This is a genomic window from Gracilibacillus saliphilus (genome assembly GCF_010994085.1).
GTDB lineage: Bacteria > Bacillota > Bacilli > Bacillales > Amphibacillaceae > Gracilibacillus > Gracilibacillus lacisalsi.
Genome location: NZ_WJEB01000011.1, coordinates 23,574 through 49,460, shown reverse-complemented (window position 1 = coordinate 49,460; position 25,887 = coordinate 23,574). Strand labels below are relative to the sequence as shown.

22 protein-coding genes and 1 pseudogene are annotated in these 25,887 nt (G+C 37.3%); 18 read left to right on the top strand and 5 right to left on the bottom strand.

What is annotated here, in order from left to right; translation table 11 throughout:
• Window positions 1–24: 24 nt before the first annotated feature.
• The 3 genes and pseudogenes from GHT08_RS10675 (at window position 25) to GHT08_RS10665 (ending at window position 2,777) form a co-directional block, all read left to right on the top strand.
• Window positions 25–1,251: a phenylacetate--CoA ligase family protein gene (locus GHT08_RS10675; protein WP_163581398.1), complete on the top strand. Its 1,227-nt coding sequence runs from the start codon at window positions 25–27 to the stop codon at window positions 1,249–1,251.
• Between the two features lie 70 nt (window positions 1,252–1,321).
• Window positions 1,322–2,134 (top strand): annotated as a pseudogene (locus GHT08_RS10670) (bifunctional 3-deoxy-7-phosphoheptulonate synthase/chorismate mutase); the annotation flags it as partial.
• A 55-nt stretch (window positions 2,135–2,189) separates the two neighbouring features.
• Complete coding sequence (locus tag GHT08_RS10665) at window positions 2,190–2,777, top strand: chorismate pyruvate-lyase family protein (RefSeq protein ID WP_163581396.1); 588 nt, start codon at window positions 2,190–2,192, stop codon at window positions 2,775–2,777.
• 76 nt (window positions 2,778–2,853) lie between these two features.
• Here the strand turns inward: GHT08_RS10665 and GHT08_RS10660 are convergent, their stop codons facing one another.
• Window positions 2,854–3,129 carry a hypothetical protein gene (locus tag GHT08_RS10660; protein ID WP_163581395.1) on the bottom strand — a complete coding sequence of 92 codons (276 nt, stop codon included), beginning with the start codon at window positions 3,127–3,129 and terminating at the stop codon, window positions 2,854–2,856.
• A 48-nt stretch (window positions 3,130–3,177) separates the two neighbouring features.
• Window positions 3,178–3,375 carry a hypothetical protein gene (locus GHT08_RS10655; RefSeq protein WP_163581394.1) on the bottom strand — a complete coding sequence of 66 codons (198 nt, stop codon included), beginning with the start codon at window positions 3,373–3,375 and terminating at the stop codon, window positions 3,178–3,180.
• A gap of 177 nt (window positions 3,376–3,552) precedes the next feature.
• Between GHT08_RS10655 and GHT08_RS10650 the strand changes: the two genes are divergently transcribed.
• The 4 genes from GHT08_RS10650 (at window position 3,553) to GHT08_RS10635 (ending at window position 9,255) form a co-directional block, all read left to right on the top strand.
• Entirely contained in the window at window positions 3,553–3,993 is a 441-nt protein-coding gene (locus GHT08_RS10650) for a hypothetical protein (RefSeq protein ID WP_163581393.1), read from the top strand.
• A 25-nt stretch (window positions 3,994–4,018) separates the two neighbouring features.
• Window positions 4,019–4,822, top strand: a complete 804-nt coding sequence (locus GHT08_RS22480) for a CPBP family glutamic-type intramembrane protease (RefSeq protein ID WP_163581392.1) — start codon at window positions 4,019–4,021, stop codon at window positions 4,820–4,822.
• A gap of 337 nt (window positions 4,823–5,159) precedes the next feature.
• Window positions 5,160–6,668: a bifunctional metallophosphatase/5'-nucleotidase gene (locus tag GHT08_RS10640; protein ID WP_163581391.1), complete on the top strand. Its 1,509-nt coding sequence runs from the start codon at window positions 5,160–5,162 to the stop codon at window positions 6,666–6,668.
• A gap of 523 nt (window positions 6,669–7,191) precedes the next feature.
• The gene (locus tag GHT08_RS10635) at window positions 7,192–9,255 is read left to right on the top strand and encodes a choice-of-anchor J domain-containing protein (protein WP_163581390.1); all 2,064 of its coding nucleotides are present in this window, start codon (window positions 7,192–7,194) and stop codon (window positions 9,253–9,255) included.
• Between the two features lie 68 nt (window positions 9,256–9,323).
• Here the strand turns inward: GHT08_RS10635 and GHT08_RS10630 are convergent, their stop codons facing one another.
• Window positions 9,324–10,490 (bottom strand): MFS transporter, encoded by a 1,167-nt coding sequence (locus tag GHT08_RS10630; RefSeq protein WP_163581389.1) that lies wholly within the window; start codon window positions 10,488–10,490, stop codon window positions 9,324–9,326.
• A gap of 82 nt (window positions 10,491–10,572) precedes the next feature.
• Between GHT08_RS10630 and yeiL the strand changes: the two genes are divergently transcribed.
• From yeiL to pckA, 6 genes are all read left to right on the top strand, one after another.
• Entirely contained in the window at window positions 10,573–11,241 is a 669-nt protein-coding gene (yeiL, locus tag GHT08_RS10625; protein WP_163581388.1) for a transcriptional regulator YeiL, read from the top strand.
• Between the two features lie 344 nt (window positions 11,242–11,585).
• Complete coding sequence (gene ystJ / locus GHT08_RS10620) at window positions 11,586–12,779, top strand: NADP-dependent malic enzyme (protein WP_163581387.1); 1,194 nt, start codon at window positions 11,586–11,588, stop codon at window positions 12,777–12,779.
• 63 nt (window positions 12,780–12,842) lie between these two features.
• Window positions 12,843–14,489: a DcuS/MalK family sensor histidine kinase gene (gene dcuS / locus GHT08_RS10615; protein WP_163581386.1), complete on the top strand. Its 1,647-nt coding sequence runs from the start codon at window positions 12,843–12,845 to the stop codon at window positions 14,487–14,489.
• Window positions 14,479–15,192, top strand: coding sequence for a response regulator (locus tag GHT08_RS10610; protein ID WP_163581385.1), 714 nt, complete (start codon window positions 14,479–14,481; stop codon window positions 15,190–15,192). The genes dcuS and GHT08_RS10610 overlap by 11 nt, the downstream gene beginning before the upstream one ends.
• A gap of 272 nt (window positions 15,193–15,464) precedes the next feature.
• Window positions 15,465–16,796: a 2-hydroxycarboxylate transporter family protein gene (locus tag GHT08_RS10605; RefSeq protein ID WP_163581384.1), complete on the top strand. Its 1,332-nt coding sequence runs from the start codon at window positions 15,465–15,467 to the stop codon at window positions 16,794–16,796.
• A 49-nt stretch (window positions 16,797–16,845) separates the two neighbouring features.
• Window positions 16,846–18,417 (top strand): phosphoenolpyruvate carboxykinase (ATP), encoded by a 1,572-nt coding sequence (gene pckA, locus GHT08_RS10600; protein ID WP_163581383.1) that lies wholly within the window; start codon window positions 16,846–16,848, stop codon window positions 18,415–18,417.
• A 70-nt stretch (window positions 18,418–18,487) separates the two neighbouring features.
• Here the strand turns inward: pckA and GHT08_RS10595 are convergent, their stop codons facing one another.
• Entirely contained in the window at window positions 18,488–20,293 is a 1,806-nt protein-coding gene (locus GHT08_RS10595; RefSeq protein WP_163581382.1) for a M3 family oligoendopeptidase, read from the bottom strand.
• Window positions 20,294–20,663: 370 nt separating this feature from the next.
• On the opposite strand from GHT08_RS10595, the gene GHT08_RS10590 reads away from it, so the two are divergent.
• From GHT08_RS10590 to GHT08_RS10580, 3 genes are all read left to right on the top strand, one after another.
• Window positions 20,664–21,467, top strand: coding sequence for a transporter substrate-binding domain-containing protein (locus GHT08_RS10590; protein WP_238343547.1), 804 nt, complete (start codon window positions 20,664–20,666; stop codon window positions 21,465–21,467).
• Window positions 21,468–21,786: 319 nt separating this feature from the next.
• The gene (locus GHT08_RS10585; protein ID WP_163581380.1) at window positions 21,787–22,440 is read left to right on the top strand and encodes an amino acid ABC transporter permease; all 654 of its coding nucleotides are present in this window, start codon (window positions 21,787–21,789) and stop codon (window positions 22,438–22,440) included.
• Between the two features lie 2 nt (window positions 22,441–22,442).
• Window positions 22,443–23,165: an amino acid ABC transporter ATP-binding protein gene (locus GHT08_RS10580; protein WP_153833878.1), complete on the top strand. Its 723-nt coding sequence runs from the start codon at window positions 22,443–22,445 to the stop codon at window positions 23,163–23,165.
• Between the two features lie 78 nt (window positions 23,166–23,243).
• Here the strand turns inward: GHT08_RS10580 and GHT08_RS10575 are convergent, their stop codons facing one another.
• Window positions 23,244–24,683 (bottom strand): carbon starvation CstA family protein, encoded by a 1,440-nt coding sequence (locus GHT08_RS10575; RefSeq protein ID WP_163581379.1) that lies wholly within the window; start codon window positions 24,681–24,683, stop codon window positions 23,244–23,246.
• A gap of 280 nt (window positions 24,684–24,963) precedes the next feature.
• Here GHT08_RS10575 and GHT08_RS10570 point away from each other — a divergent pair, with 280 nt between their 5' ends.
• Both GHT08_RS10570 and GHT08_RS10565 read left to right on the top strand, forming a co-directional pair.
• On the top strand, window positions 24,964–25,554 hold the full coding sequence (locus GHT08_RS10570; protein ID WP_163581378.1) for a thioredoxin domain-containing protein: 591 nt from the start codon (window positions 24,964–24,966) through the stop codon (window positions 25,552–25,554).
• Between the two features lie 72 nt (window positions 25,555–25,626).
• The gene (locus GHT08_RS10565; RefSeq protein WP_163581377.1) at window positions 25,627–25,839 is read left to right on the top strand and encodes a plantaricin C family lantibiotic; all 213 of its coding nucleotides are present in this window, start codon (window positions 25,627–25,629) and stop codon (window positions 25,837–25,839) included.
• Window positions 25,840–25,887 lie beyond the last annotated feature (48 nt).

Below are 25,887 nucleotides of genomic sequence, written 5' to 3'. Positions count from 1 at the left end.
AGAAGTGTGAGAGGAGGTGGCATATTGGGTGATGTCGATATAGAGAGGGAGAGGAAATTTCAAGAAACGTATAAACGGATTCAAAACGCTCCTTTATATAAACGAAAACTTGCTAATTATCCTGTAGACGGAATGGGGTTGGATCAGATTCAAACCCTGCCGTTAACGACAAAGCAGGAATTACGAGATGCTGGTATTTTCGGTCACCTAGCTGTTGACATGAAGGAAATAGCTCAATACCACGAATCGACTGGCACCACTGGGGTTCCTTCTGCATCATGGTTTACACAAGGAGATTTGCAAACTGGCGGAAGACAATTAAAAGAATGTGGTGTGCGTATGAATTCTGAGGACGTTGTATTGATCCGCTTCCCCTATGCAATGGCACTGCCGGCATTTCTCATGCAACAAGCAGCATGGCAATCAGGGGCAAGCGTAATTCCCGCAAGTGGCCGTACTGTAGTTACCCCCTATCCAAGAGTATTAAGTCTTTTGAAGGATCTTTCCGTTACAGTGATGGCAGGACTTCCGCGTGAGATGGAATTGCTAGCTGAAGTGGCTCGTTTAGGAGGTGCTGAGCCATGTGATAACTTTCCTGATTTACGTGCGATATGTGTCGCTGGTGAATTAATGAGCAACACACGTAGAAAGCATATCGAGAAGCTGTGGAATGTGCCCGTATTTAATATGTACGGTTCAACAGAGACCGGTAATATTGCTACGATGTGTGAGCATGGCAATATGCATATCGTAGAACAAGATTTTTTGGTTGAGGTTTTAAATGAGGACGGTTCAGCCTCTGTGAATCAAGGGGAGAGGGGCTTTGCAACGATCACGACGTTATCTCATCAGGGTTCACCACTATTAAGGTATTTTAACGAAGATATTATTTCTGTAGAACATGCTATCTGCCATTGCGGTAGAGCGGGTGCTAAGTTGAATCATTACGGACGAAATCAGGATCGAATCCATTTCGGAAGTATCACCCTAGACGCCTTTGACATTCAAGAAGCGGTATACTCACTGTCTCCTGTACCGGATGCATGGCGACTGATTGAGCAGGGAGATGGGGTGCATTTCTTGTTAGATTCACATGATGCACAACAATGGTCTGAAGAAAATATCCGCTCTTTTTTATCTTCTCGACTGCAGGTCCCGGTTTCGGTAGAAATTACTACTATGATTGATCGTGTTGCTTTGATCGATAACACACCATCGGTAAAACCTGTATATATTCGAAAAATGAAATAATAGTGTAGGTGTTAAGTTTCAGTAGTCGAGAAAGATTCTTATATTGATGAAAGGATGGTTAACTTTGAGTGATAAATCACAGTCACGGCTTCTCGTAAGCCGCGACTATAAGAACGAAAATACCATTATTAAAGTAAAGAAAACGGTTATTGGCGGTTCAGCTCATACACTGATAGTTGGGCCTTGCTCCGTTGAATCGAGAGAGCAGCTTGAAACGGTAGGTACCGCACTAAAAAATAAAGGCTTAACAGTATTGCGTGGGGGAGCGTATAAACCTAGGACCTCACCCTACAGCTTTCAAGGACTTGGTGAAGGCGGATTAAAAATGATGAAAGCTGTAGCTGATGATTTAGGTTTAGTGACAATTAGTGAAATTATGAGTGCCGATCAAATAGATATTGCAGCCAAGTATATTGATATCTTTCAAATAGGTGCTCGCAATATGCATAATTTCGACCTGCTTAAGGCAATAGGTCAAACGAATAAACCGGTATTACTGAAACGTGGTCTTTCTGCGACTTTGAAGGAGTTTATGCTTGCTGCAGAATATATTTTACACCATGGAAATGATCAAGTGATGTTGATTGAACGTGGAATCCGCACATTCGAGACAGCGACCCGCAATACACTTGATATTTCTGCTGTTCCGATTCTAAAACAGGAAACCCATCTTCCAGTTTTAGTAGATGTTAGTCATTCAACTGGACGAAAAGATATTCTCCTGCCTTGTGCAAAAGCGGCACTTGCTGCTGGGGCAGATGGGGTGATGGTGGAGATACACCCAGACCCTCAGCATGCTCTTTCTGATGGGGAACAGCAACTTAACATGGAGGAGTTTCAAGCTTTTTGGGATGGAATTTGCGACTCTGGTTTGTACCATTAAGTCTTTTCTATCTCCGCTACAGAGGTATTGACACGATAGGTACGGAGGTGAGAGTATGACAAAGTCACAGTATGAACGTAAGTCTTCAGATCTGTTACAAGAATTGTTACTCGATTTACTATTAGTGACGGATGGACGCACAACAGATTTGTTGGAAATTCTATTGAATGAGAAAGTAAAGGTACAAGTGATTCGTCAACATCCGATAGCAGAAGATACAAACTTACTAGGCGAATTCTCTGGAGGCCCCTATTATATTAGAGAATCGGTATTGATTGGTGAAAAAAGTGGATTCATGGTATCGCACAACATTGCTCTTGTCTATTCCAAGCACATACCTCCTGCTTTATTTGAGAATATTGCACATCGACAGCAAGGAATTGGTAATGCCATCAGTTCGCTAGGAGTAAGGTCGTTCCGAAAGGTAGTAGACTTTGGTTTCATAAATGAAGATGAATCTACAGATCTTTTCCAACAGCCGTTCAGGATCCGCTTTCCTAATCTGATCAAAAGAGTCCCATACAAAAGATACTTCATGTACTTTGGACGAAAACCAGGGATTCAGATGCTTGAATATTACAACCCTAACTTGATTGACCATCGTTTACAGCAAGAGAACAGTAATAAACCAACAAATGACTGAGCAAAGGCTGGCTCTTTGGGAAATAGCGTGTCCTATTGAGTCAGTCATTTCCTCTTAAAGATAATGGATTGGGAGCTTATTTCTTTTTTGATTTTTCCTTCTGTTTGACCATAGTATCACCAAAATCGATCATTTGTTTAGCTGCATGTAGTACCCCCTTCTTAATACCTTCGAATAAATGAATTACAATATCTTCTACAGGTTGATCACGACCTTCTACCGTTTTCTTGATATCTTTCTCTGCTACTTTTGCTCCTTTCTTTACTGCTGTCATATAGTTTTCGGTAATGTATCGAAATTCATGGCGCATGTATTGTAAAATTCTTGAAAATGTTTGTTTCTTCTTTGACAACTAATTCACCTCCCTAAGATATTTCCTTTTGGTAGCCTAGTTTTTTCTTTATTTTCGTCTCATTATCTTTCTGCTCTGCAAGGAAACTGAATTATTAGTTTCAGCCTTTTTTTCGTCGTCCTCGTCCCAAGATATAAATAGGGCAATGATCACACCAACAAATAATATAAAAAACATCACTCCACATAAACTCATGCCTAGAATGAATAAGATTCTCTCCCCAATATTCGCGTTATCTGTTTCCACTTTTTTTCACTCCTGCTTTATTTAGACTAATTCAGTATATGAATAAGTATCCTAGATTCTATAGGTAGTAATCTATTATTCTACAAAATCCACTACAGTCTAAACAAATACTTTTCATTTTCATAAAATATAGAAGAAAATAAATGTAATAAACAGATAGAAGGAGGTTTCCGGTATATGGCTGATATACAAGAGAACACAAATTCTAATCATAAAGTAGAGGAAGAAGGGGTTATGAGTGTTGCTAATCAGGCAAATGATGAGGAATGGAACCAATTTATTAAAAGAGAATTAGAGAAACAAAAAAACCAAGAAGAAGGAAATAAAGAGTTATTACCTGGAAAAGATGATATACTCAATTCCATAATAGAGAAAATTCCAGTCGAAGATTTGCTTAATGCTACAATAAATACTATTAAAGAGAAGGTGGAAACGGAGATCAAAAGAAGGAAAAAGAAAAAGCAACCAATTGAACAGAAAGCTCCAGTAGGGCAGATAAAGAACAATGAAGATACAGATCATCAGAAGTCGGATAGGACAATAAATAATAAAAAACAAATATATAAAACTAGACAAAAGGAACGATTAAGAGAATTATATAGAATAATATATGGATAACCAATAATTGGGAGTTTTATAACTTATGAAGAAAACACCTATATTTCCTACAAGCACTGAACGTACTTTTCTACCGTTACTCTTATTTGCGACCCTTATTATTATTGTACAATTAAATAACTACTTACTAATGACTGTTTGGGCAATAACTGCTGTGCTAATCTTCTTCATTAATAAATCATTGCGATTTTTTTTATGGATAATATTAGCTTTTGGGATCGGATTCTTTCTATATAATTATGGGAATACACATTGGATTACGGACATGTATACAGCCGAAATAAGGGTTATTCTGAATAGGTTTCTCTTAATCATTGTTATCCTTCCATTATTATGTTTCTCTTATATTTATCGACTTCCTTTTATACGGTATTGGCAGAAACCACGATGGGCTAAGTACGTTCGAGTTCCTTTTATTTGGTTAGGTTTTCGTCAAGTAAAAGTTAGTACGTTTCTTGTCATAGCGATGATAACGAATCTTATTGCTTTTATGCCGTTTATTAGTTGGACATATATTCAAGAAATCTGGTGTTTCGCACTTATTTTTTTAATCCTTAACTCGGTGTTGGAAGAAACCATATGGAGAGGTGTATTACTTAGTCGCTTTTCTGAGTGTTTTGGCAATCGGTGGGCGGTTTTGATAACAAGCGTTGGTTTTGGGTTACAACATTACTCTTTAGGATTCTCTTGGATGAGTTGCCTTTTATTTAGTGTAGGCGGATTCTTTTTTGGGGCTATTACCATTCGTTCCAAAAGTATACTCCCTGCCGTAATCTGGCATATGTTATTCAACTTGTTAATGGTTTTTAGCGGAGTTATAGTGGGTTAAGGGAAACGAGATAACTATTTCTTCTTACTCACTTTATTCCGTTTTTTGTGTGAATTTATAGCCAATTTGATAAACCATATAATAAAACAAACTATGACAGATAAATAGAAATTATTAAAATCGCTGTAGAAAAGCTATTCTTTTCAAAACTTCAACTCCACTTCATAGGGGCACATCACACGTATAGGTAAAATCCTAGAAAAGTATGATCGAGTAACAGAAAATAAGAACAAAATTGCTTCTTTTGCACCATGAAATTTCACAAGAACCTTACTATTATTTAACATTCATTTGCTAGAATTTTATTGAGAAATAATAGAGAGGAAGAGGTAGATTTATGAGAAGACTTGTTTTCGTTCTGTTATTGTTGGTTGTAATGATGAGCTCTTTTATGACAAATGAGTTAAAGGTTGAGGCAAAGGATAACTCTAGAAAAGCAACAATTCTCTATTTTAATGATGCTCATGAAGTGAGTCCAGTTGTAAACGATTACGGGGACCGAGGTGGAGTGGCGAGGCTAAAAACTGCTATTGACAAAGTGCGAGAAGAGAATAAGCATACAGTTGTAGCCTTTGGTGGTGACTTAGGAGGAGGAACACTATTCGGTGGAGTATATCAAGGATTTCCTATTGTAGAAGCTTTCAATCGAATTAATATTGATATTGCCAATTTTGGTCAGCACGATTTTGACTTTGGTACTCAAGTAACAAAAGAGTTAATGGAGGAATCAGAATTTCCGTGGATTTCTTCTAACTTAACAGATCCAGAAGGTAAACCTTTTGGCGATGTGGCAACTTATCAAATTTTTAATAAGCGTGGAATTAAAATTGGAGTAATCGGACTAACTGATGATATGGATACGACAACAGTTGATGATCAAGTTGAACAGCAGGATATTATTCAGTCAGCCCAAACCGCTGTTGCAAAAATGAAGCAAGCGAAAAAAGTGGACGTCATTATTGCTTTAACACAGGAAAACTTAGAAAAGGACAAGCGATTATTATCAGCTGTTCCTGAAATTGATGCTGTCTTTACAGAGGAAAAAGCGGAAAATCAATCTTTCATATATGAATTCGATAATCGTTATATCTTTGCTCCAGAAGGTAATATCGGCTCCATCATCCGATTGGATATACATAAAAAAGGAAAGGATATAAGATTAAATCCAGAAATCATAAAAGTTGATCACACCGTACCTGAAGATCCAGAATTAAAGGCTTTTGCAGATTACTACGAAGATAAGTTGGAGGAGGATTTAGGACAATCCATTGCACAGTTAGAAACACCACTAATCAACCAAGAGTCAAGATATCAAGAAACCAATATAGGTAATTTCGTTGCGGATAGTTATCGTTCTTATTTTAACGCGGATATCGGGTTGATGAATGGTGGCGGTATTCGAGCGAGTGTACCAGTAGGTGAATTCACATTGCGTGATGCCTATTCCATTCTGCCATTTCGCAATAAAGTGATCATGGCTACTGTTACAGGGGATACTATCAGAGTGGCTTTAGAACATGGCGTATCCAATGTAGAAAATTTGAGCGGTGGTTTTTTACAAGTGTCAGGTATAAAATATTCCTATCATCGAAATAAACCAAAAGGATCAAGAGTAGATTATATTTTGGTAAAAAATGAACCGCTTGACTTACAAGAAAACTATACAATAGCAATGCCAAATTATATTTTTAATGGTGGAGACGGATTTACAATGTTTAGTCAAAGTGAGCTAGTGGTTGATGAAACAAATGCTCGTACAGATGCAGAAGTGTTAATAGAGTATGCTAAAGAATTAGAGATCATAGATGAGACAATAGAAGGAAGGATTACGGTATTGGAAAATTAATTTGTTCAGGGATGGTACTTTTCCCTTTATTCTAGATATACATTCATCTCCCCTTTACTTAGCAAGTTTTGAAAGGGGAGATGCTGTTCAATAGTAGAGAGTGGAACCATTAGTCAATCACTCGTGCAACTTCCCCATTACATTTTTTTGCAATAACTCTTTAGGATAATAGTATGGTTAACAGAATCGACCTCATAATCAACAATTGTCGTTTCTCCACAATTGGAACAAAACACATTTAACACTAAAGATACTACCCATGAGCAAACGTCCTCGTTGACAAAATCCTTATGTCCAACGAATGATCCCCTATTTCGCATTTTTCCTTTATAGTGCGTTAGCAAAACTAGTAGATATCTTTCCAAAACATGAAGATTCCTATTTTAAGCATAAAATAGTTGCTGAAAAATACAAGATTTTAACGATAAAAAAACGAATCTACTAGCCTAATTATGACAAAATATTTGGGAATCTATTGATACTATATGTACTATTCATATTTTTAGAAAATAGGAGGATGAAAATGAAAACCCCAAAAAAAGTTATATCCATTTTATCTATTCCCATTCTAGTAGGTAGTCTGTTTTTTCCTTCAACAGTAAGTGCGCAAGTTAAAGGGTATAACCCGGATCCTGATGTGCAGGAAGTAGATCCAGATTTCCGATCGGAAACGGTAGAAGAGGTCTTAAGGGAAGGAAAGGTAGATTTTAGTGAGGCTGATGTAAGTAAAGAAGAATCGGCAGAAAGTGGACAAGCTGAGATATCTTCAACCGTTACACCGGATGATATAGGCATTAGTAAACCATGGGTTACGGTTAATAATACATCAGGACAATATGTATTAACAGAATTTACTCTTAAAGGTGTCGGGGAATATGGAGAAGTATGGGTAGCGAACGACCTTGATTATCCTGAAGGAGATCCAAGGAATGCTGATGGAGTCACTACTGTCACCGACGAACAAGTTACCTATCTTTTAAATGAGTTTGATGAGAATATATATGAACAAGAAGTTGAATTTTTCGATGTCCCTGATGAAAGAACGGGAGAACAGGCAATGTTTCCTGAATATCATCAAGACGAATCCGGGCGTGTTGTAATTTTAATAGATAATATTAAAGATGATAATTATTATGATCCGAATTATCCAAGTTATATTGCCGGATATTTTTCACCTACTATTAGTGATTTTACCAATCGAAATGTAATGACAATTGATAGTTTCGATTGGGCAAACCGTACAGGACCTGATGCAGAGAAACCTTTCTTGTATGAAGGGACATTTGCACATGAATTTCAACATTTACTTCATCATGACAGTGATCCAGCAGAAGAAAATTTCATCAACGAAGGGTTGTCTGACTTTGCGCAATATCTTGTGGGATATGGTCATTCCACGTCACACGTTGATTTCTTTATGAATAACCTTAAAAACTCTTTAACACAGTGGGGGGATCAGTCTGACCTTCAAATTTTAGGTGACTATGGAGTTTCTTATCTATTCCAACTGTATTTATATGAACAATACGGACAAGAATTTCTCCAGAAAGAGTTTAAAAGTCAATTACAAGGTATTGATAGTATTAATGCGGTTCTAGAAGAAATGGGAAGCGATAGAGATTTTGAAGCAGTTTATCAAGATTTTATGGTAGCGTTATTGTTAGATGGGAAATATCAAGGTGATAGTGACACCTATCAGTTTGACTCGATAGACTTAAACCCTAATCTAGAAGCTGCTTCAGAGTTAGAAGCTATTGCACCAGCTTGGGGAACTGATATGAAATTTATTACACCTGACAAGAAGATAGACAATCTATATTTCAAAGGTATCGATTTCCTTGGCACCAACTGGACAACAGTAAGTGACCCGTACAAGGGTGAGGTTCTCTGGGGGAATGAAGGAGACCAGGCAGATAATTTCTTAATAAAAGAGCTTGATTTAACAGGTGAAACAAATCCAGTTCTATCATTCGAAACAAAATATGATATAGAAGAACATTGGGATTTCGGTGTTGTCCAAGTATCTACAGATAATGGACAGACATGGACTTCCTTAGCAAACGAAAATACAAGTAGTGATATAGTAGAGGATGGCTATCCATCGATCAAAGAAAATTTACCAGGCTTCACAGGAAGTTCAAATGGTTGGACCACTGAGAGTTTCGACCTTTCTCCATATGCTGGTCAAAAGATTCATCTGGCATTTCGTTACATGACAGACTGGGGTTATAATGAAGAAGGTTGGTACGTATCAAACCTTCAAATAAATAACGAGCTAATTGATGCAGGGGAGACTACTGATGGTTTTATGAGTTTAGAACAAGTAACAGAGGATTATGTTGATTATCAGGTTCAGTTTATTGGATTTAAGAAAGGGAAAGCTAAAGGGAAAGACAATCATGTCAAAGTCATTCAATTCCCAGATCTAATCAATATGAGTGAAAGTGATAAGGTAGATCTTCGTGATATGCTACGAAGTTCTCAATACGCTAAAGTATTAATGATGGTTACTTATGCACCTGATCCTGGTAAGGGTGGAAGTGCGGAGTATGATTATGAAGTGGTTACGAAGGGGAAGAAAAAGTAACGGAAGATTCTATAAATCAAGCTGCCTCCATGATTTGGGGCAGCTTGGCTATTGAATATCATAAAGTACTAAATCGAAATGTCCTTTCTATTTTCCAATTTTCGATACATAAGCGCAAGCAACATGGCAGGAATCGTACATAAAATCATTCCAATAAAAGACAATCTCGGCTCTATCTCGTATAAATACCCACCTAAAATAGTGAATATAGCAGTACTCCAGCTAAGTGCTAACGCAGAGTAGATACCTTGTGCTTTTGCTATCTGTAGATGTGGAATGTTTTGGATTAAGTATTTCATAAAAGCGTAATGTGCCATCGCAAACGATAATGCGTGTAACGTTTGCGCTATACAGAAAACAATTACATTCGGAAAAGCAAAAACTAATATCCAACGCGCAGATGAACCAATTGCCGCAATAGTGAGTAAAGCCCCGATAGAGAATTTATCGAATTTCCTATCTGCAATGGCAAAGAAGATGATTTCCGCAATGACAGCAATATTAATAATGAAACCAATCAGGTATGTCGGTGCTTGGATTTCTTGTAAAAATATATAGCCATAGTTGTAATATGTTGCATGTGCCGCTTGCAGTAAAATAACGATAATAAGTACCAAAGGGAAGTGTTTGATACGGAATAATTGTAGGATGCCTACTTTTTTTGTTTGGTTTTTTGGTGGCTTTTCCGCTAAAATATCTGGTGTTTGCATAAATTGAAGAGACATGAATCCGATTATGCCAAGTAATAACGCCCACAAGATGATTTCATCGCCAAACCATCCGGTAAAAATGGTCAAAACCATCCCAACGGAAACAAAACCAATAGAGCCCCATTGACGACTTCTTCCATAATGCTGTAATTGTTTGCTTTGCACCAGGACACCTGCCACACTGTCTAACGCAGGCATCAAAATAGGATAAAATAGATGCAAAATAATGGTTGCTATTAACAAACTGGCAAAGGAGTTCGTCGGTATATAATAGACAATAGCAACTAGTGTACCAATTGCCATGATGTTTAATAACCTCTTACTGCTTACTTTCGCTGATAAATAAGGAAAGGCAAATAGAGTTGAAAGCCCTCTTGCAACCAAGCCTAAGCTCATGATCAAACTAGCTTCAGAGACGGATATCCCTTTTGTTTGAATCATCCAGCCAGACCAATAAGGTAAGAAAATCCCCCATGTCAAAAAGAAACTAAAAAAATGTAAGCTCATCCAGCGTTGTGTGTTCATTATATATCCTCCTCATGAAATGCATGATATCATGGAGGTATAAAGAAATAATAGGAGATATCTCTTATTTTGAGGTGAATAGATGAAAAAGTATAAAGGGAAGAAAAAGCAGGTTTATTTAGAAGAGCACTCTATTGCGCATTTATTTTCCTTTTCAGTGGGGGACTTTATCGAAGTACATGAATATCAACGTAATGATTGGATCATTCAGGAGGACAAGAGACCTGATTTTCTTTTCTACGTTATTGAGGGGAAAGCAAAGATTTACATAACCCATCAAAATGGAAAGGTATCATTAATAAATTTTATCAATGCCAATGAATACATCGGAGAAATGGAGTTATTACATGATGTTTATTATACAAAAGGAATTCAAGCTTCAACGAAGACGATTTGTTTTGCGCTTCCGATCTATTACTATCGCAAACAATTGCTCGAAGATGCGAAATTTCTACGTGAGCTAACCAAGTTTTTAAGTGTAAAGGCAACAGAGATGGCGGCTAAGTATACACAAAGCTTAGCATTCCCATTGGAAAACAGGTTGGCCGATTTTATTTTGCAAACTGCTGATCAAGGGACTTATAAGGAAAGACATGTTACGGTTTGTGATTATTTAGGAGTATCCTACAGACACCTGCAGCATGTGCTGAGACAGTTTTGTGATAAAGGATTCTTAAATAAAGAAGGAAGGAACTATCAAATTAGACAGTACCATTCTTTAAAAGATCTTGCCGATGTGTTACAGAATTAGCAGCAGTTTGCCTTCTTTATTATAAGACAGGAATTCTCCGCTAAGTGATTGATAAATGTATGAAAGTGACTGATAAACACAAAAAAGTGGCCAATAAATAGGTGAAAGTGACAGATAAATGAACATAACGGAAACTAACTGATGTCTCCACTAAAAGGGGGCATTTTTCTTTCTGAATATAAAATAATCAAAAGACAAAGTTTCTAAATGAAACAACAGATAATTTTTTTAATTACAAAAAGGCTTAATTAGTTATATAACCTATTAACGGTAGAAAATATTTATTATAAATGAAGGTATAAAAGAAGTAGCGCTAGAAATTTTTAGAAATGGAGAGACCAACGATGGATATACTACGGGAACAATCATTACAAATGCATCGAGACAATAAAGGAAAATTAGAAACAAGTGCTAAGGTTTCAGTTCGCAATATGTATGACTTAAGCCTTGCCTATTCACCGGGAGTAGCGGAACCGTGCAAAGAAATCTATCAAGACAACAACAAAGTGTTTGATTATACAATGAAGGGAAATACTGTTGCAGTTATTTCAGATGGATCTGCCGTATTAGGGCTTGGAAATATTGGGCCAGAAGCAGCAATGCCTGTTATGGAAGGAAAAGCTGTTTTATTTAAAAACTTTGCAGGTGTTGATGCATTTCCGATTTGTTTGAATACAAATGATGTGGATGAAATAGTTAATACAGTGAAATTATTAGAGCCAACCTTTGGAGGAGTTAACTTAGAAGATATTTCAGCTCCTAGATGTTTTGAAATTGAAGAACGCTTGAAAAAAGAAACGGACATTCCCATTTTTCATGATGACCAACATGGGACGGCAATTGTAACTGTAGCAGGGTTAGTAAACGCACTTAAACTTGTGAATAAAAAAATGACAGACATTAAAGTGGTAATTAATGGTGCTGGTGCTGCTGGCATTGCGATAGTTCAATTATTAAATTATTTTGGCGTTTCAGATGTTGTTCTATGTGATTCTAAAGGCGCCATTTATGAAGGACGACCTGATGGAATGAACCCACTTAAAACAAAGATCGCGAGAATTACTAATGTCAATCGTGTAGAAGGTACATTAGAGGAAGCTATTATAGGTACAGACGTATTTATCGGCGTATCGGTAGAGGGTGCTTTAACTAAAGAAATGGTGTCCACCATGAATGAAGATCCAATTATTTTTGCGATGGCTAATCCTATACCAGAAATTATGCCGGAAGATGCTAAGGCTGCTGGTGCTAAAGTGGTTGGAACTGGGCGTTCAGATTTTCCGAATCAGGTAAATAATGTGCTTGCATTTCCAGGAATTTTTAAAGGGGCATTAGACGTACATGCAACACATATCAATGAGGAAATAAAGAAAGCAGCCGTACTTGCGATTTCCTCATTAATTTCGGAACAGGAGTTGTCTAAAGACTATGTGATTCCGGCACCTTTTGATGAACGGGTAGCACCAGCAGTGGCACAGGCAGTTTCAAATGCAGCAATAGATACAGGAGTAGCTAGAAGAGTTGCTATGTCTAAATAAAAGTATTTAAATCAGTCGACTGTTTGGCAATCAGTCGACTTTTTTTATATCAAATCTAGACATATGTCTGCTATAATCCTTAATAGAAAATGGGGTGATGTGGTGAAGCGACCGTTTAAATTGAGTGTTATTATTACATTGTTTGGTTGTATCGTTGTTTTACTTTCTTTATTAGTTACAGATTTGCTCATCAGCAATACAACTAGTGAGCGGATTAGGGATAATCAGGAAGAGAAGGCACAGATTGTATCTAGGACTGTTGCCAAATCTGAGATTGTAAAAGCAAGCCTATTACAAAAAGAGAAAACAGAAGCTATTCAAGCATATACACAAGAAGTCCAAACAATAACGGAAATGATGTTTGTCGTTGTTATGGACATCGAGGGCATTAGATATACCCACCCTAACCCAGAAATGATTGGCGAGTACTTCAAAGGAGGAGATGAAAAGGCTGTTCTCCAAGGAGAGGAGTATGTATCAGTATCTGAAGGTACACTCGGGGATTCTTTAAGATCTTTTACACCGATATATGATGATAATGGAAACCAAATCGGTGCTGTTGCGGTTGGAATCTCACTAGACAATGTGGAATTTGCTTTGTCACAAGGCCACCAAAATATTATGAAAGGAAGCTTACTCGGTATTATTGTCGGGATCATCGGAGCATTTTTACTTGCTAAATATATAAAAAGAATGTTATTCGGTCTGGAGCCTTATCAGATATCAAAGCTTTTGGAAGAACGGAGTACCATGTTACAATCTGTTCATGAAGGCATCTTAGCTGTCGATGATGATTTAAGAATTACATTAGTAAATAAATCAGCACTTCATTTGTTTAAAAAAGCTGGTTTGTCAGATCAGCCCATTGGCATGAAAATAACAGATTATATGCCAAATACCAAACTGGATCGTGTCATTGAGACAGGGGAATCAGAACGTAATGAGGAACAGACGCTAAATGGAATATCTATTCTAACCAACCGTGAGCCGTTAATTGTTAACAATAAGGTTGTAGGTGCAATCTCTACATTTAGAGATAAAACCGAAGTGAATCAATTGGCAAAACAGTTAACAGGTGTTAGAACCTATGTTGAGGCGCTTCGTGCACAGTCACATGAATTTATGAACAGGCTTCATGTTATACTTGGTATGGTTCAAATGGGAGCTTATGATGAATTATTGCCATTTATCCGCAAAATAATTGATATGAACAATCAGGAAGCTGCAGTGATTACCAAAACTATCAAGGATCCAGTACTTGCGGGTTTTCTGATAGGTAAAATGAGCTATGCAAGAGAGCGGAATGTAACGTTTAAAATTTCCAACGATTCACGAATTGATGAAGCACTTAGCTTAGAAACGAGTCAAGAGCTGATCACCATTATTGGAAACTTAGTTGATAATGCAATAGAGGCGCTCACCACTAGTGAAGAGAAGAAAATTACATTACAGTTGAAGAAAAATCATGGTAAATTATCCATAATAGTATCTGATTCAGGACCAGGAATCTCTGCAGAAAATACAGAGAAAATTTTCAAGAAAGGATTTTCCACGAAAGGTTCAAATAGAGGTTTCGGTCTTTATTTAATGAATCAAAGTATTGAAAAATTAAATGGGGAATTAAAAATGTCCACTAATAAAAGAGGGACTACATTTAACGTAGTGCTCGACTATGCTGCTATGAGAGATGGGATGCAAGATGGCGATTAAAGTGTTAATAGTAGAAGACGACCCAATGGTAGCGGAATTTAATAAACGCTTCCTAAGCATGGTAGAAGGCTATCGATTAGTAGATATTGCTTATTCCGTGGAAGAAGCGATGGAACAAATGGAAGAAAAGCAACATGGCATTGATTTGGTGCTACTAGATATTTATATGGCAGGGGATAATGGACTTGAAATGTTGTCCGCTATTCGTCAAAAGGAGATACCGATTGATGTTATTTTAATTACAGCTGCCACGGATACTGAAAATATTCAATCCGCATTGCATCATGGAGCAATTGATTATCTAATCAAGCCGTTTGAATTTGAACGTTTTAAACAAGCACTAATGCGCTACAAAGAAAAGTTTGAATTATTACATCAAAGAAAAAAATTGAATCAGCTAGAATTAGACCAAAAATTATTAAATTCTGATAAAGAAAAAGTGATGGAAAACAAGGCTTTGCCAAAAGGATTGACGAAAAGTACGCTATTAATCATCATTAACACGATCAAAAAAGCAAAAACTTTCTCAACAGATGAGATTGCGGAATCAACAGGTATATCGAGAGTTTCTGTGCGGAAGTATCTTATGTTTTTAGTAAAGATTGATGTATTGGAAGAAACATTAACCTATGGGATTGGTAGACCCGTTTATCAGTATTCGTATAAAGAACATAGCGAAATATTAGATACTTATTTAAAATGACTCAAAAACAGGAGGTTTTTGAGTCATACTTTTTTTAATTACAAAAAAAATTCATTAGTTTTATAAACTTTTCATTTAGCAAAAGAAATAATAGGATATATAAATATCAATTAACATTGGCTACCGAAAATGAAAGCGATTTATCCGCTTGGTGAGTGAATGACAAAACATATAACAAAGAAGGCGGTGAAAATGACATCTACCAAAAAGAAGAGGAGAAGTTCAGGTACATTTAAAATCCTGGCTTCAAAGCAAGATGAGGAGGAAGTTTCATGACGGAATTAGCTAAAGATTACTCAAATAAAACGGTTGTAAAAAGTGATACAAATGTACACCCTCTTGAAGTGGCTAACACATATACTATCTTTAATATTCCAATAATTTGGTTTTCCATATTTACAGCAATTACGCTTACATGTATGTATACCGGCAATTTGCCAGTAGGAATGATTGGCAGCTTGCTCGTTATGATTGTACTAGGTGAGTTATTCGGAGAGATAGGAAATCGTCTGCCAATTGTTAATAGCTATCTTGGCGGTGGAGCTATAGTCGCCATATTCGGTTCCGCTTATATGGTATATAGTGGGCTACTTCCAGAAACAATCACAACATCTATAACGGAATTTATGAAATCTGGCGGTTTTTTAAACTTTTATATTGCCGCCTTAATAACAGGTAGTATTTTAGGAATGAACTCAAAAATATTAATGAAAGTAGGCTTGCGTTATTTCCTTCCTATTGGTGGAGCCGTTCTAGGCGCAATGGCACTTACTGGATTGATTGGTTCTCTTATTGGTTTTACACTTCAAGATGCAGTGTTAGTCATCGCAATGCCAATTCTGGGTGGTGGAATGGGTGCTGGAGCAGTTCCGATGAGTCAAGTTTATTCCGAATTACTGGGAAATGATCCGAGTTATTATATTTCGATGCTTGTGCCAGCACTAGCATTAGGAAATGTATTTGCTATTGTATTAGCAAGTCTATTAGATAAAATTGGAAAAATATACCCCTCGCTAACTGGTAATGGACAATTAGTAAAAGGATTCACATATGAAAAACCAACGTTAAAATACGATATTCAGAAGATGGGTGCTGGCCTACTTGCAGCACTATCCTTTTTTTCAATTGGCTCCCTATTAGGAGCTATCATTCCATTACATCCCTATGCGATTATGATAATTCTTGTAGCAGTCGCAAAAATTGCAAATATTATTCCGCCTCAGGTTATCGATGGTGCTAGTCAATGGTATCAATTCGTAGCCAGAAATTGGACTTTTGCTTTACTTTTTGGTATTGGTGTTGCTTATACCGATTTAGGTACCGTATTAGAGGCATTAACTTTGCAATATATTTTAACAGTTTTTGGGGTTATACTAGGTGCAATTATTGGCGCGGCGTTATTAGGAAAATTGGTTGGTTTTTATCCAATAGAAGCAGCAATTACAGCAGGTCTTTGTATGGCAAATATGGGAGGTACAGGGGATGTGGCCGTGCTTTCTGCAGCAAAAAGAATGGATCTAATGCCATTTGCCCAAATTTCTTCACGCTTAGGCGGGGCATTAATTTTATTACTTGCAGGACTACTAATTCCATTGTTTGTGTAGTACTGTAAACACAATTTTTAGTACCAAGTGAATAGAAGGGATGAGATGAGTGAAAGAGCTTAATACGATAGACGATTTCCATTTAGAAAACTTGAACAGAAATTTATCAGTGTCCCAACTAATGGAGAAGGCAATTACCCACAAGGAAGCAATGCTTACGGAAAAAGGGGCACTACATGCTTATACCGGGGAATTTACTGGTAGATCACCAAAGGATAAATATATTGTAGCCGATTCTATTACAAAGGAACACGTAACGTGGGGAAAAGTTAATCAGCCGATGTCTCAAGAAACATTTGATTCCCTTTATCGAAGAGCGTTAGCCTATATGTCTGAACGGGAGTTATTTACATTTGAAGGAGCGGCTGGTGCAGATCCAAAGCATAAGTTCTCTATCCGTATTATCAATGAGTTTGCATGGCATAACTTGTTTGCCCAACAGCTATTTATTGAACAGAATGATTTGGACGCTAAAAAACAGGAAACTGATTTTACTGTGATTTGTCTACCCGGCTTAAAAGCAGATCCTAGCAAAGATGAATTAAACTCTGAAACCTTTATTGCTATCTCATTTGAGCGAAAAACGGTGTTAATTGGTGGTACTGCTTATGCAGGTGAGATGAAGAAATCTATTTTTAGTGTGCTCAACTATTTACTCCCTTTCGAAGGTATCTTACCAATGCATTGCTCTGCTAATAGGGGAGATAATTCAGAGGATGTGGCGTTGTTTTTTGGATTATCCGGAACAGGAAAAACAACATTATCTGCAGATGTGGAAAGATATTTGATTGGCGATGATGAACATGGTTGGTCAGAGAGTGGTGTTTTTAATTTTGAAGGTGGTTGTTACGCAAAGTGTATCGGACTTTCACAAGAAAAAGAACCCCAAATATGGGATGCTATTCAATATGGTTCCGTTCTAGAGAATGTAGCAATTGATCGAGATACCCGTCAGTTGCATTTTGATGATAGCACGCATACGGAAAATACACGTGCAGCTTATTCAATTGCAAATATACCTGGAGCGGTTAATCCTAGTATTGCAGGCCATCCGAAAGTTATTATTTTTCTTACAGCAGATGCATTTGGTGTACTTCCACCTATATCGCAACTAACGAAAGAGCAGGCAATGTATCATTTTCTATCTGGGTATACATCGAAGCTTGCTGGTACGGAACGTGGTGTCACGGAGCCAGAAGCGACCTTTTCTACTTGCTTTGGTGAGCCGTTCTTTCCACTTGACCCAATTGTATATGCTGAGTTGCTCGGTAAAAAAATCGCTGAACATGATGTACGTGTCTATCTTGTGAATACAGGATGGTCTGGTGGATCATACGAAGTTGGTGAAAGAATAAATTTAACTTACACTCGCACGATGGTTCGAGCAGCAATAAATGGGGATCTGGAGAAAGCCAATTATAAGCAAGATTCCCATTTTGGTCTATATGTGCCTGACATGATTGCCGGCGTTCCGACAGAAATCTTAACCCCACGTCTAACTTGGGGAAGCCAAAATGATTATGATAAGAAAGCACAAGAGTTAGCAGAAAAGTTCTCATCAAACTTTAATCGGTTTTCTAATGTATCACAAGCCATTGTGGAGGCGGGACCGAAGATATAAAGATTATTAAAGTGGAGATACAAATTGAAAATGATTTTGTATCTCCACTAAATGCAAAACGATAAATGAATTAATGCTCGATCTTCTCTGTTAATCGCATAAATTCTTCAGCATCCTTCGCCATTAATTGAATACCAGCTGCCCAAAAACCTTCTTTCGTAATATCCACACCAAGATGTTTCTTTGCAAGATCTTCCACCTCCATTGACCCAGTATCACGTAATAAGGCAATATATCTTTCTTCGAATCCTTCAGGGGATTCTAAGTATTTCGCATAGATGCCTAAGCTGAACAAGAATCCGAATGTATAGGGGAAGTTGTAGAATGGTATATCATCAATAAAGAAGTGCAACTTACTACTCCAGAAGTGTGGATGGTAGTTAGCTAAGCTATCCCCATATGCTTCCTTTTGTGCTTCCACCATTAATTCATTTAATCGTTTTTCCGACACAAACCCTCTGGCACGTTCTTGATAGAAAGCATTTTCAAATAAGAAACGAGCATGAATGTTCATGAACATGGCTGTAGCATTTTCTAGTTTCGTGTTTAATAAGGTGATCTTTTCTTTCTCAGACTTTGCGTTTTTTATCGTTGCGTTATTAATAATTGTTTCTGCAAACGTACTAGCTGTTTCTGCGACATTCATGGCATAGTTTCGATTCAATGCTGGCAGATCTTTCATCACATGACTATGGAATGCATGACCTAATTCATGTGCTAAAGTACTTGTATCAGAGGATGAACCAGTAAATGTCATAAAAATACGTGATTCACTGAACTCTGGAAGACTCGTACAATATCCACCCGGTCGCTTATTTGGTCTATTCTCGGCCTCGACCCAACGATTTTCTAATGCATGCTTGGCGAAATCAGCAAGTGTTGGACCAAAGGAGGCAAAGTTATCAATGACAAAGTCACAAGCTTGATCATATGTAAAATCGGTTGGCTTCACATCACCTAAAGCAATTGGAGCATCAACATCCTGCCAACCTAGTTTCTCCATACCTAATAGCTTTGCTTTTTGACTGATAAAATCAAGGAATGGCTGCTTATTATTGGCAACGGCTGACCACATCGCATTTAGAGAATCTTCGGTCATCCGATTATATTCTAAAGGCTCTTCTAAGTGGTGTTGATATTGATGTTTGTTTTGTAATGTAATCCGATAGCCATCTAAATGATTTAAAATATCAGCAAAAATCGGGCCATTCTTTGACCAGGCCGCTTCCCAATTTTCAAAAATTTGCTTCCTCACTTTAGGATCTGGATCAGCATACATTCTATTCATCGCTTGGCCTACAGATAGTTCGGTAGTGTTCCCTTTATCATCCGTAAATGGAATCGTCATAATCGAAACGACTGTATCATATAAATCGCTCCATGCTGCCAAACCATCTTTATTCAGCTCTGCAATTAGCTCTTCTTCGTCTTCAGATAGTAGACGCTTTCCATTATTCCGCATTTCATTTAAAGCAAAAGCAACTTCACTTAAATCTTTATCTGCTAATAGTTGCTGCCAATCATCCTCTGCAATTTCAACTATTTGTTTCGTAAAGGTGTTGGTAGCCTTTTGTACCTCACTATACAATTCCATAATTTGTCCTTTTACAACATTGGCATGTTCATCATTCATATAAGCATCATGCCACATTTGTACAAATGTCGCAGCTTGGGATAATCCATTTTCAATAGTCTCTTGTTTATGTAAGATTGTTTTAAATGTATCTACTGATTTTGGGTGATGATTCCAGTTAGTTAATAGTGATTGGTATTCATTTATATGTTTATGTATATCGGTTAATTTCGTTTGTAGTTCCTGGGATTTCGTACCGCCAGAGAAAATTGTTTCTAGGTTCCAGGTATTCATATATTTCATTTATATCACTCTCCCTTTTGCAATTATTGTATCCATTTCGTTGGTAATAGTAAACTTAGAGCATTTTGTGAGTCTTACCGTGTTATTCACTATCACCTCTTTCTTTAATAGTATTTCTCTATAAAGTAAAATATGAAAAATTGGAGGAAAACGTTATATCTATTCCTAATGCAATATTAGAGGATATGACAGTATATCTAACTCTCTCTAAGGATATCTGCAAAATCTACCATATAAATCATCATAACTGACTAAACATGAACATATCATGATAAACAAATATTATTGTAATTTGGATCTATCTAAATATATCGATACAATAGATAGAGTCGTGTGATAACAAATAAATTTTGTGGGAGGATTATTCTTGATGAATAAACAAAAGATGGACACATTCGCTAATAAGATGGTCTTGATTGCTTTAGTCGGTATCATTACATTTGCATTAGCAGGGTGTGGGACAGGTGACGAAGATAATAGTAACGCTTCGGATCAAACAAAAGAAGAGATTACCGTTGCTGTGGTGCAAGACTATCCACCATTTGAATATAAAGTAGATGACGAATTAACAGGTTTTGACGTAGAGCTAGTGGAGGCAATTGCTGAGAAGGCAGACTTAGCTGTTAACTGGGAGATCATGAAATTTGATGGTATTATCCCAGCACTTCAAGCTAATCAAGTCGACGCAGCCGTATCAGCTATCGGAATTAGAGAGGACCGTTTAGAAGTTGTTCATTTCTCCGATCCATATTTTGAATCTGGTTTATCTTTAATTACGTTAGAAGATAGTGATATTGAAGAAGAAGCAGATTTAGAAGGCAAAACTATTGTAGCAAAACAAGGGACATCCAGTTTGGAATTAGCCAACGAACTGGCTGAAGAATATAACGGTGAGGTAACGAAACTGCAAGACGATGCGACCATGTATATGGAATTAGAAAACGGTAATGCCGATGCGGTCATTAATGATTATCCTAGTGTTGCCTATAAAATCAACCAGGATGGGGAAGACTCCGAGCTTCGCTTAGTTGGTGATAAGTACCCAAGTGAGGACTATGGAGTAGCCATTTCTAAAGGAAGTGAAGAACTAGTGGAAAAAATCAACACTGGTCTTCAAGAGCTCAAAGATAGTGGTGAGTTTGACGAGCTTTATAGCGAATATTTTTCTGAATAATCATTAACGTAAAAATTCTGATTCAATAAAAAGGTGTGGCGCTTCTAGTCACACCTTTTCTAAAAGAAAGTATAAAATTAGCGTAGATGTCTAGCTCCGAGCGCCCAGAAACTAGGTGACTTCACGAATCGCCCTACGATAAAGAAGACTTGCCGATTGGTGAAACCAGAGGCTTAGTCGCACTTATACCTTTAGGTGAAAGTCATCATCGGCTCGCAAGCTCACCGTGATTCCTTTATCTCAGTTGATTCACTCCAGTCACTACGTTTCTAAATGGGTGCTCTGCGCTTTTCTAAAAGAAAGAGGGATACCAGTTATTATGGAAACTATAGAGGTTATTCTTGAAGGATTACCCACTCTATTAAGAGGGATGGGTGTAACAATAGAAATTACAGTTATATCACTTATTCTCGCCATGTTTATTGGATTGATATTAGGTGTTTTTAGTATAACAAAGAGTAAAATCTTAAGGGGATTTTCCACGGCTTTTGTAGATATCATTCGCGGAACACCATTACTCGTTCAAATATTATTTATTTATTTTGGTTTGCCAAGTGTAATCGATATCGATTTAACAGCATTTTCCGCAGGTGTGATTGCGATAACGGTCAATGCTGCAGCCTATTTAGTAGAAATTTTCCGTGCTGGAATAAACTCTATCGATAAAGGACAAATGGAAGCCGGAAGAACAATTGGCTTTTCTTATGCCCAAACGATGCGTTTAATCATCTTACCTCAAGCAATAAAGCGCATGATCCCCGCAATTGTCAACCAATTTATAGTAAGTATTAAAGATACATCACTCCTTTCTGCCATTGGGTTAGCCGAGCTTACTTTATCTGGCCAATCGATTTATGCAGCTAATTACCGTGCTTTCGAAATATTATTCGCAGTTGGAGTACTATATTTTGTCATTATTTATTCATTAAGCCTATTCGCTCGTTGGCTTGAAAGGAGATTAGATGTAGCATGAGAATGATTGAAGTACAAAATCTTAAGAAATCATTTGGTAAATTAGAGGTTCTGAAAGATATAAATATTGATGTTCAATCACAAGAAGTAGTGTGTGTTATCGGTCCTTCAGGTTCAGGGAAAAGTACACTATTACGTTGTATGAACCTGTTAGAGGAACCAACAGGTGGCGATATTTTGATCGAGGGGGACAACCTTACTGCTCCCAAAACTAATATTAATGAGTTGCGCCAGAGAATGGGAATGGTGTTCCAACAATTCAATCTGTTCCCGCACATGACGGTAATGGAAAACATTACGTTGGGACCAAAAAAATTAAAAGGCAAAACAAAGTCAGAAGCAAATGAATTAGGAACACAGTTACTTGATAAAGTTGGATTGGTAGACAAAGCCGAGGTATATCCCGATAACTTATCTGGCGGGCAAAAACAACGGGTAGCTATTGCTCGTGCTTTAGCCATGGAACCGCACATTATGTTGTTTGACGAGCCTACTTCGGCTTTAGACCCTGAAATGGTCGGAGAAGTCCTTCAGGTTATGAAAGATTTGGCCGAAGAGGGTATGACGATGATTATTGTGACACATGAAATGGGCTTCGCCAAGGAAGTTGCCGATCGCGTAATCTTTATGGACGAAGGTTTTATCGTCGAACAAGGAACACCAGATGAATTATTTAATCATCCGCAAAACGAAAGAACTCAAGCGTTTTTGTCGAAAGTACTGTAGCAACTGATTTAGACAAACATGACTGAATCAATAACCCCCGTAAATTCTGTGTATAAGAATTTGCGGGGGTTTGAATGTTCATGCAGCGTTTTGCAAGTCTGCTTCAATCCTGTCTGATTTATTGAGCTTTGCTTTTCTAAAGAACCAAACAGCAAAGATCACGGTGAGAATAATACCCCCGATATGTGACATTTGCAATGATAGATTAAGACCGATTGGTGCATTTAGTATATAGACAAATACCATATCCGTAATGAACAGTGCAGGAACGAGTGAAATCCAATAGTTTTTACCTTTCAACAGTAAGTACATGGTAGCAATCCATAGGGCAAGTGCAGCAGTTGATTGGTTTGCCCAGGAGAAATACCGCCATAAGATGTTAAAGTCAATTTGCGTTAAAATGATAGACACGGCAAATAAAGGTAATGCAATGACTAACCGATTCATTATTTTCTTTTGATTTAACTTCATATAATCCGCAATAACGGATCTTGCAGCACGGAAAGCGGTGTCACCAGACGTGATCGGAAGAACAATAACACCTAACACGGCAATAGTCCCTCCAATTGCGCCAAGCAGAGTTGTCGATGCTTCATTTACGACAGCAGAGGCGGTACCAGCATTAATCAGGTCATTTAATTCTTGCCCGTGGAACAAACTCATGGAAGCCGCTGCCCAAATCATCGCGATAACCCCTTCAGCAACCATCATTCCATAGAAAATATAACGACCTTGTGCTTCTTTTTGCACTGTACGGGAAATAAGTGGAGACTGTGTCGCATGAAATCCTGACAATGCACCACACGTAATCGTTAAAAATAGCATCGGGAATATGGCTAGGTTTTCTGGATGCATGTTTTTAAATGACAATTCCGGAATAGCTGAACCATTTCCAGACGTGAACATCGCAATACCAACTCCAACTGTCCCGATTAACAAGATAGCACCAAGGACAGGATAAATGTTACCAATAATCTTATCGATTGGTAGCATCGTTGATAACACGAAATAAAGAAAGATAACACCTAAAATAATCCATAATGCTACATGACCATTTAGTAAAATATGAAGTAGTGATCCAGATGTGGTAGCAAATACCGTTCCGACTAGAAGAAGGAGCAGTAATGCAAAGGCATTAACCAAATGCCGGGGAATTTTCCCTAAAAACTTCCCGGCAAGTTCAGGTATATGCGCCCCTTTGTTGCGAATCGAAATCATGCCGGTCAAATAATCATGAACAGCCCCAGCAAAAATCGAACCAAGTACAATCCAAATAAATGCTACTGGGCCAAAAAGAGCACCCATAATTGGACCATATATTGGACCTGTTCCAGCAATATTAAGTAATTGAATCATCGCATTCTTTTGTTTTTTCATCGGAACAAAATCAACACCATCTTGGTTTGCGATAGCAGGTGTTTTCCGTGCATGATCTACTCCGAAAGTTTTTTCAACAAATTTACCGTACGTAAAATAGGCAACGATCAATAACACGATTGAAACGAAAAAGGTCACCATGTGTTTACCCCCTACATAAATTCACTAATGAAAACGCTAACATAAAGGATTATATATTACTCGATGAAAAAGCACAATAAAAACTCAAAAAATGAGAGGTTTATCCCAGATAAATATTGGGAGATTTGAATCAAGTATAAGATAAAGTTTATTAGAACAAATAAGTAATAGCAACTTTCCTCACCTTATGTCAAAAGAACCTTAAACCTGTATTAAGGTTAATAATATTAAGATTCAATATAATATTAACAAACAATTGATTCATTAAAAGGAGGATTCTATGAAAAAAATCGTATTATCAAGTGGTGTCATCGTTCTGGCTGTGGTGATATTTTTATTGTTTACTAATTTTGAAACGGCCCCTATAGAAAATCTACCAATAGAAGACCAACCTATGATAGGGAATGAGGATGCGGAAGCTACCATAGTTGAATTTGGCGATTTTATGTGTCCTGATTGTAAAGAATTCGCGCAGGAAGAGTTCCCTGCGATAAGAGAAGAATTAATTGATACAGGAAAGGCTAAAATGTATTTCATTGATAATCCATTTGTCAAACAGCCAGAATCTACCTATGCCAGTGTTTTAGGGGAATCGATTCTGGCTGAGGACGAGGAGTTGTACTGGCAATTTTATCATGAATTATATGGGGAATCTGAACTTACCGAACAAAAAATATTAGATATAGCGAAGAATCTCTCTCCTACAACAGATTTTACTGATTTAGACGCATCAGAACAAAAAGTACAGAAAGACAGAGACTTTGCAAAAGAGCATAATATTAATTCAGTGCCTACTGTCTTCGTAAATGGAAAAAGTGTAAATGCAAATTTTGAAGATATTAAAGAAGCGATTGAAAAAAGTGAAAATTAAAGGTTGTTTTAAGGACGCATCTAATCGAAATAGTTTATAAATAAACTATAAACAATAAGGGAGGTGAAGTTCATGGAAAAGCAAATTGCTGCGTTAAAAAATCCGGAGCTAAGAGAGGAAATGGCTATGAATCACCCATCAGGAAATATTGCAACTGAAATTGATGCAGAGGTATTATCTAACATTGTAGGTGGTGACTGTGGCCCAGGCTGGATTCCTTCTTTTACAGGTGACTGTACTTGTGATAACGGAATCACAGTATGTTCTTGGTCTGGATGTTGCTAATCACAACAAAGGGTGGAGAGGTTCTTACGTGTCTCTTCATCCTTTTTG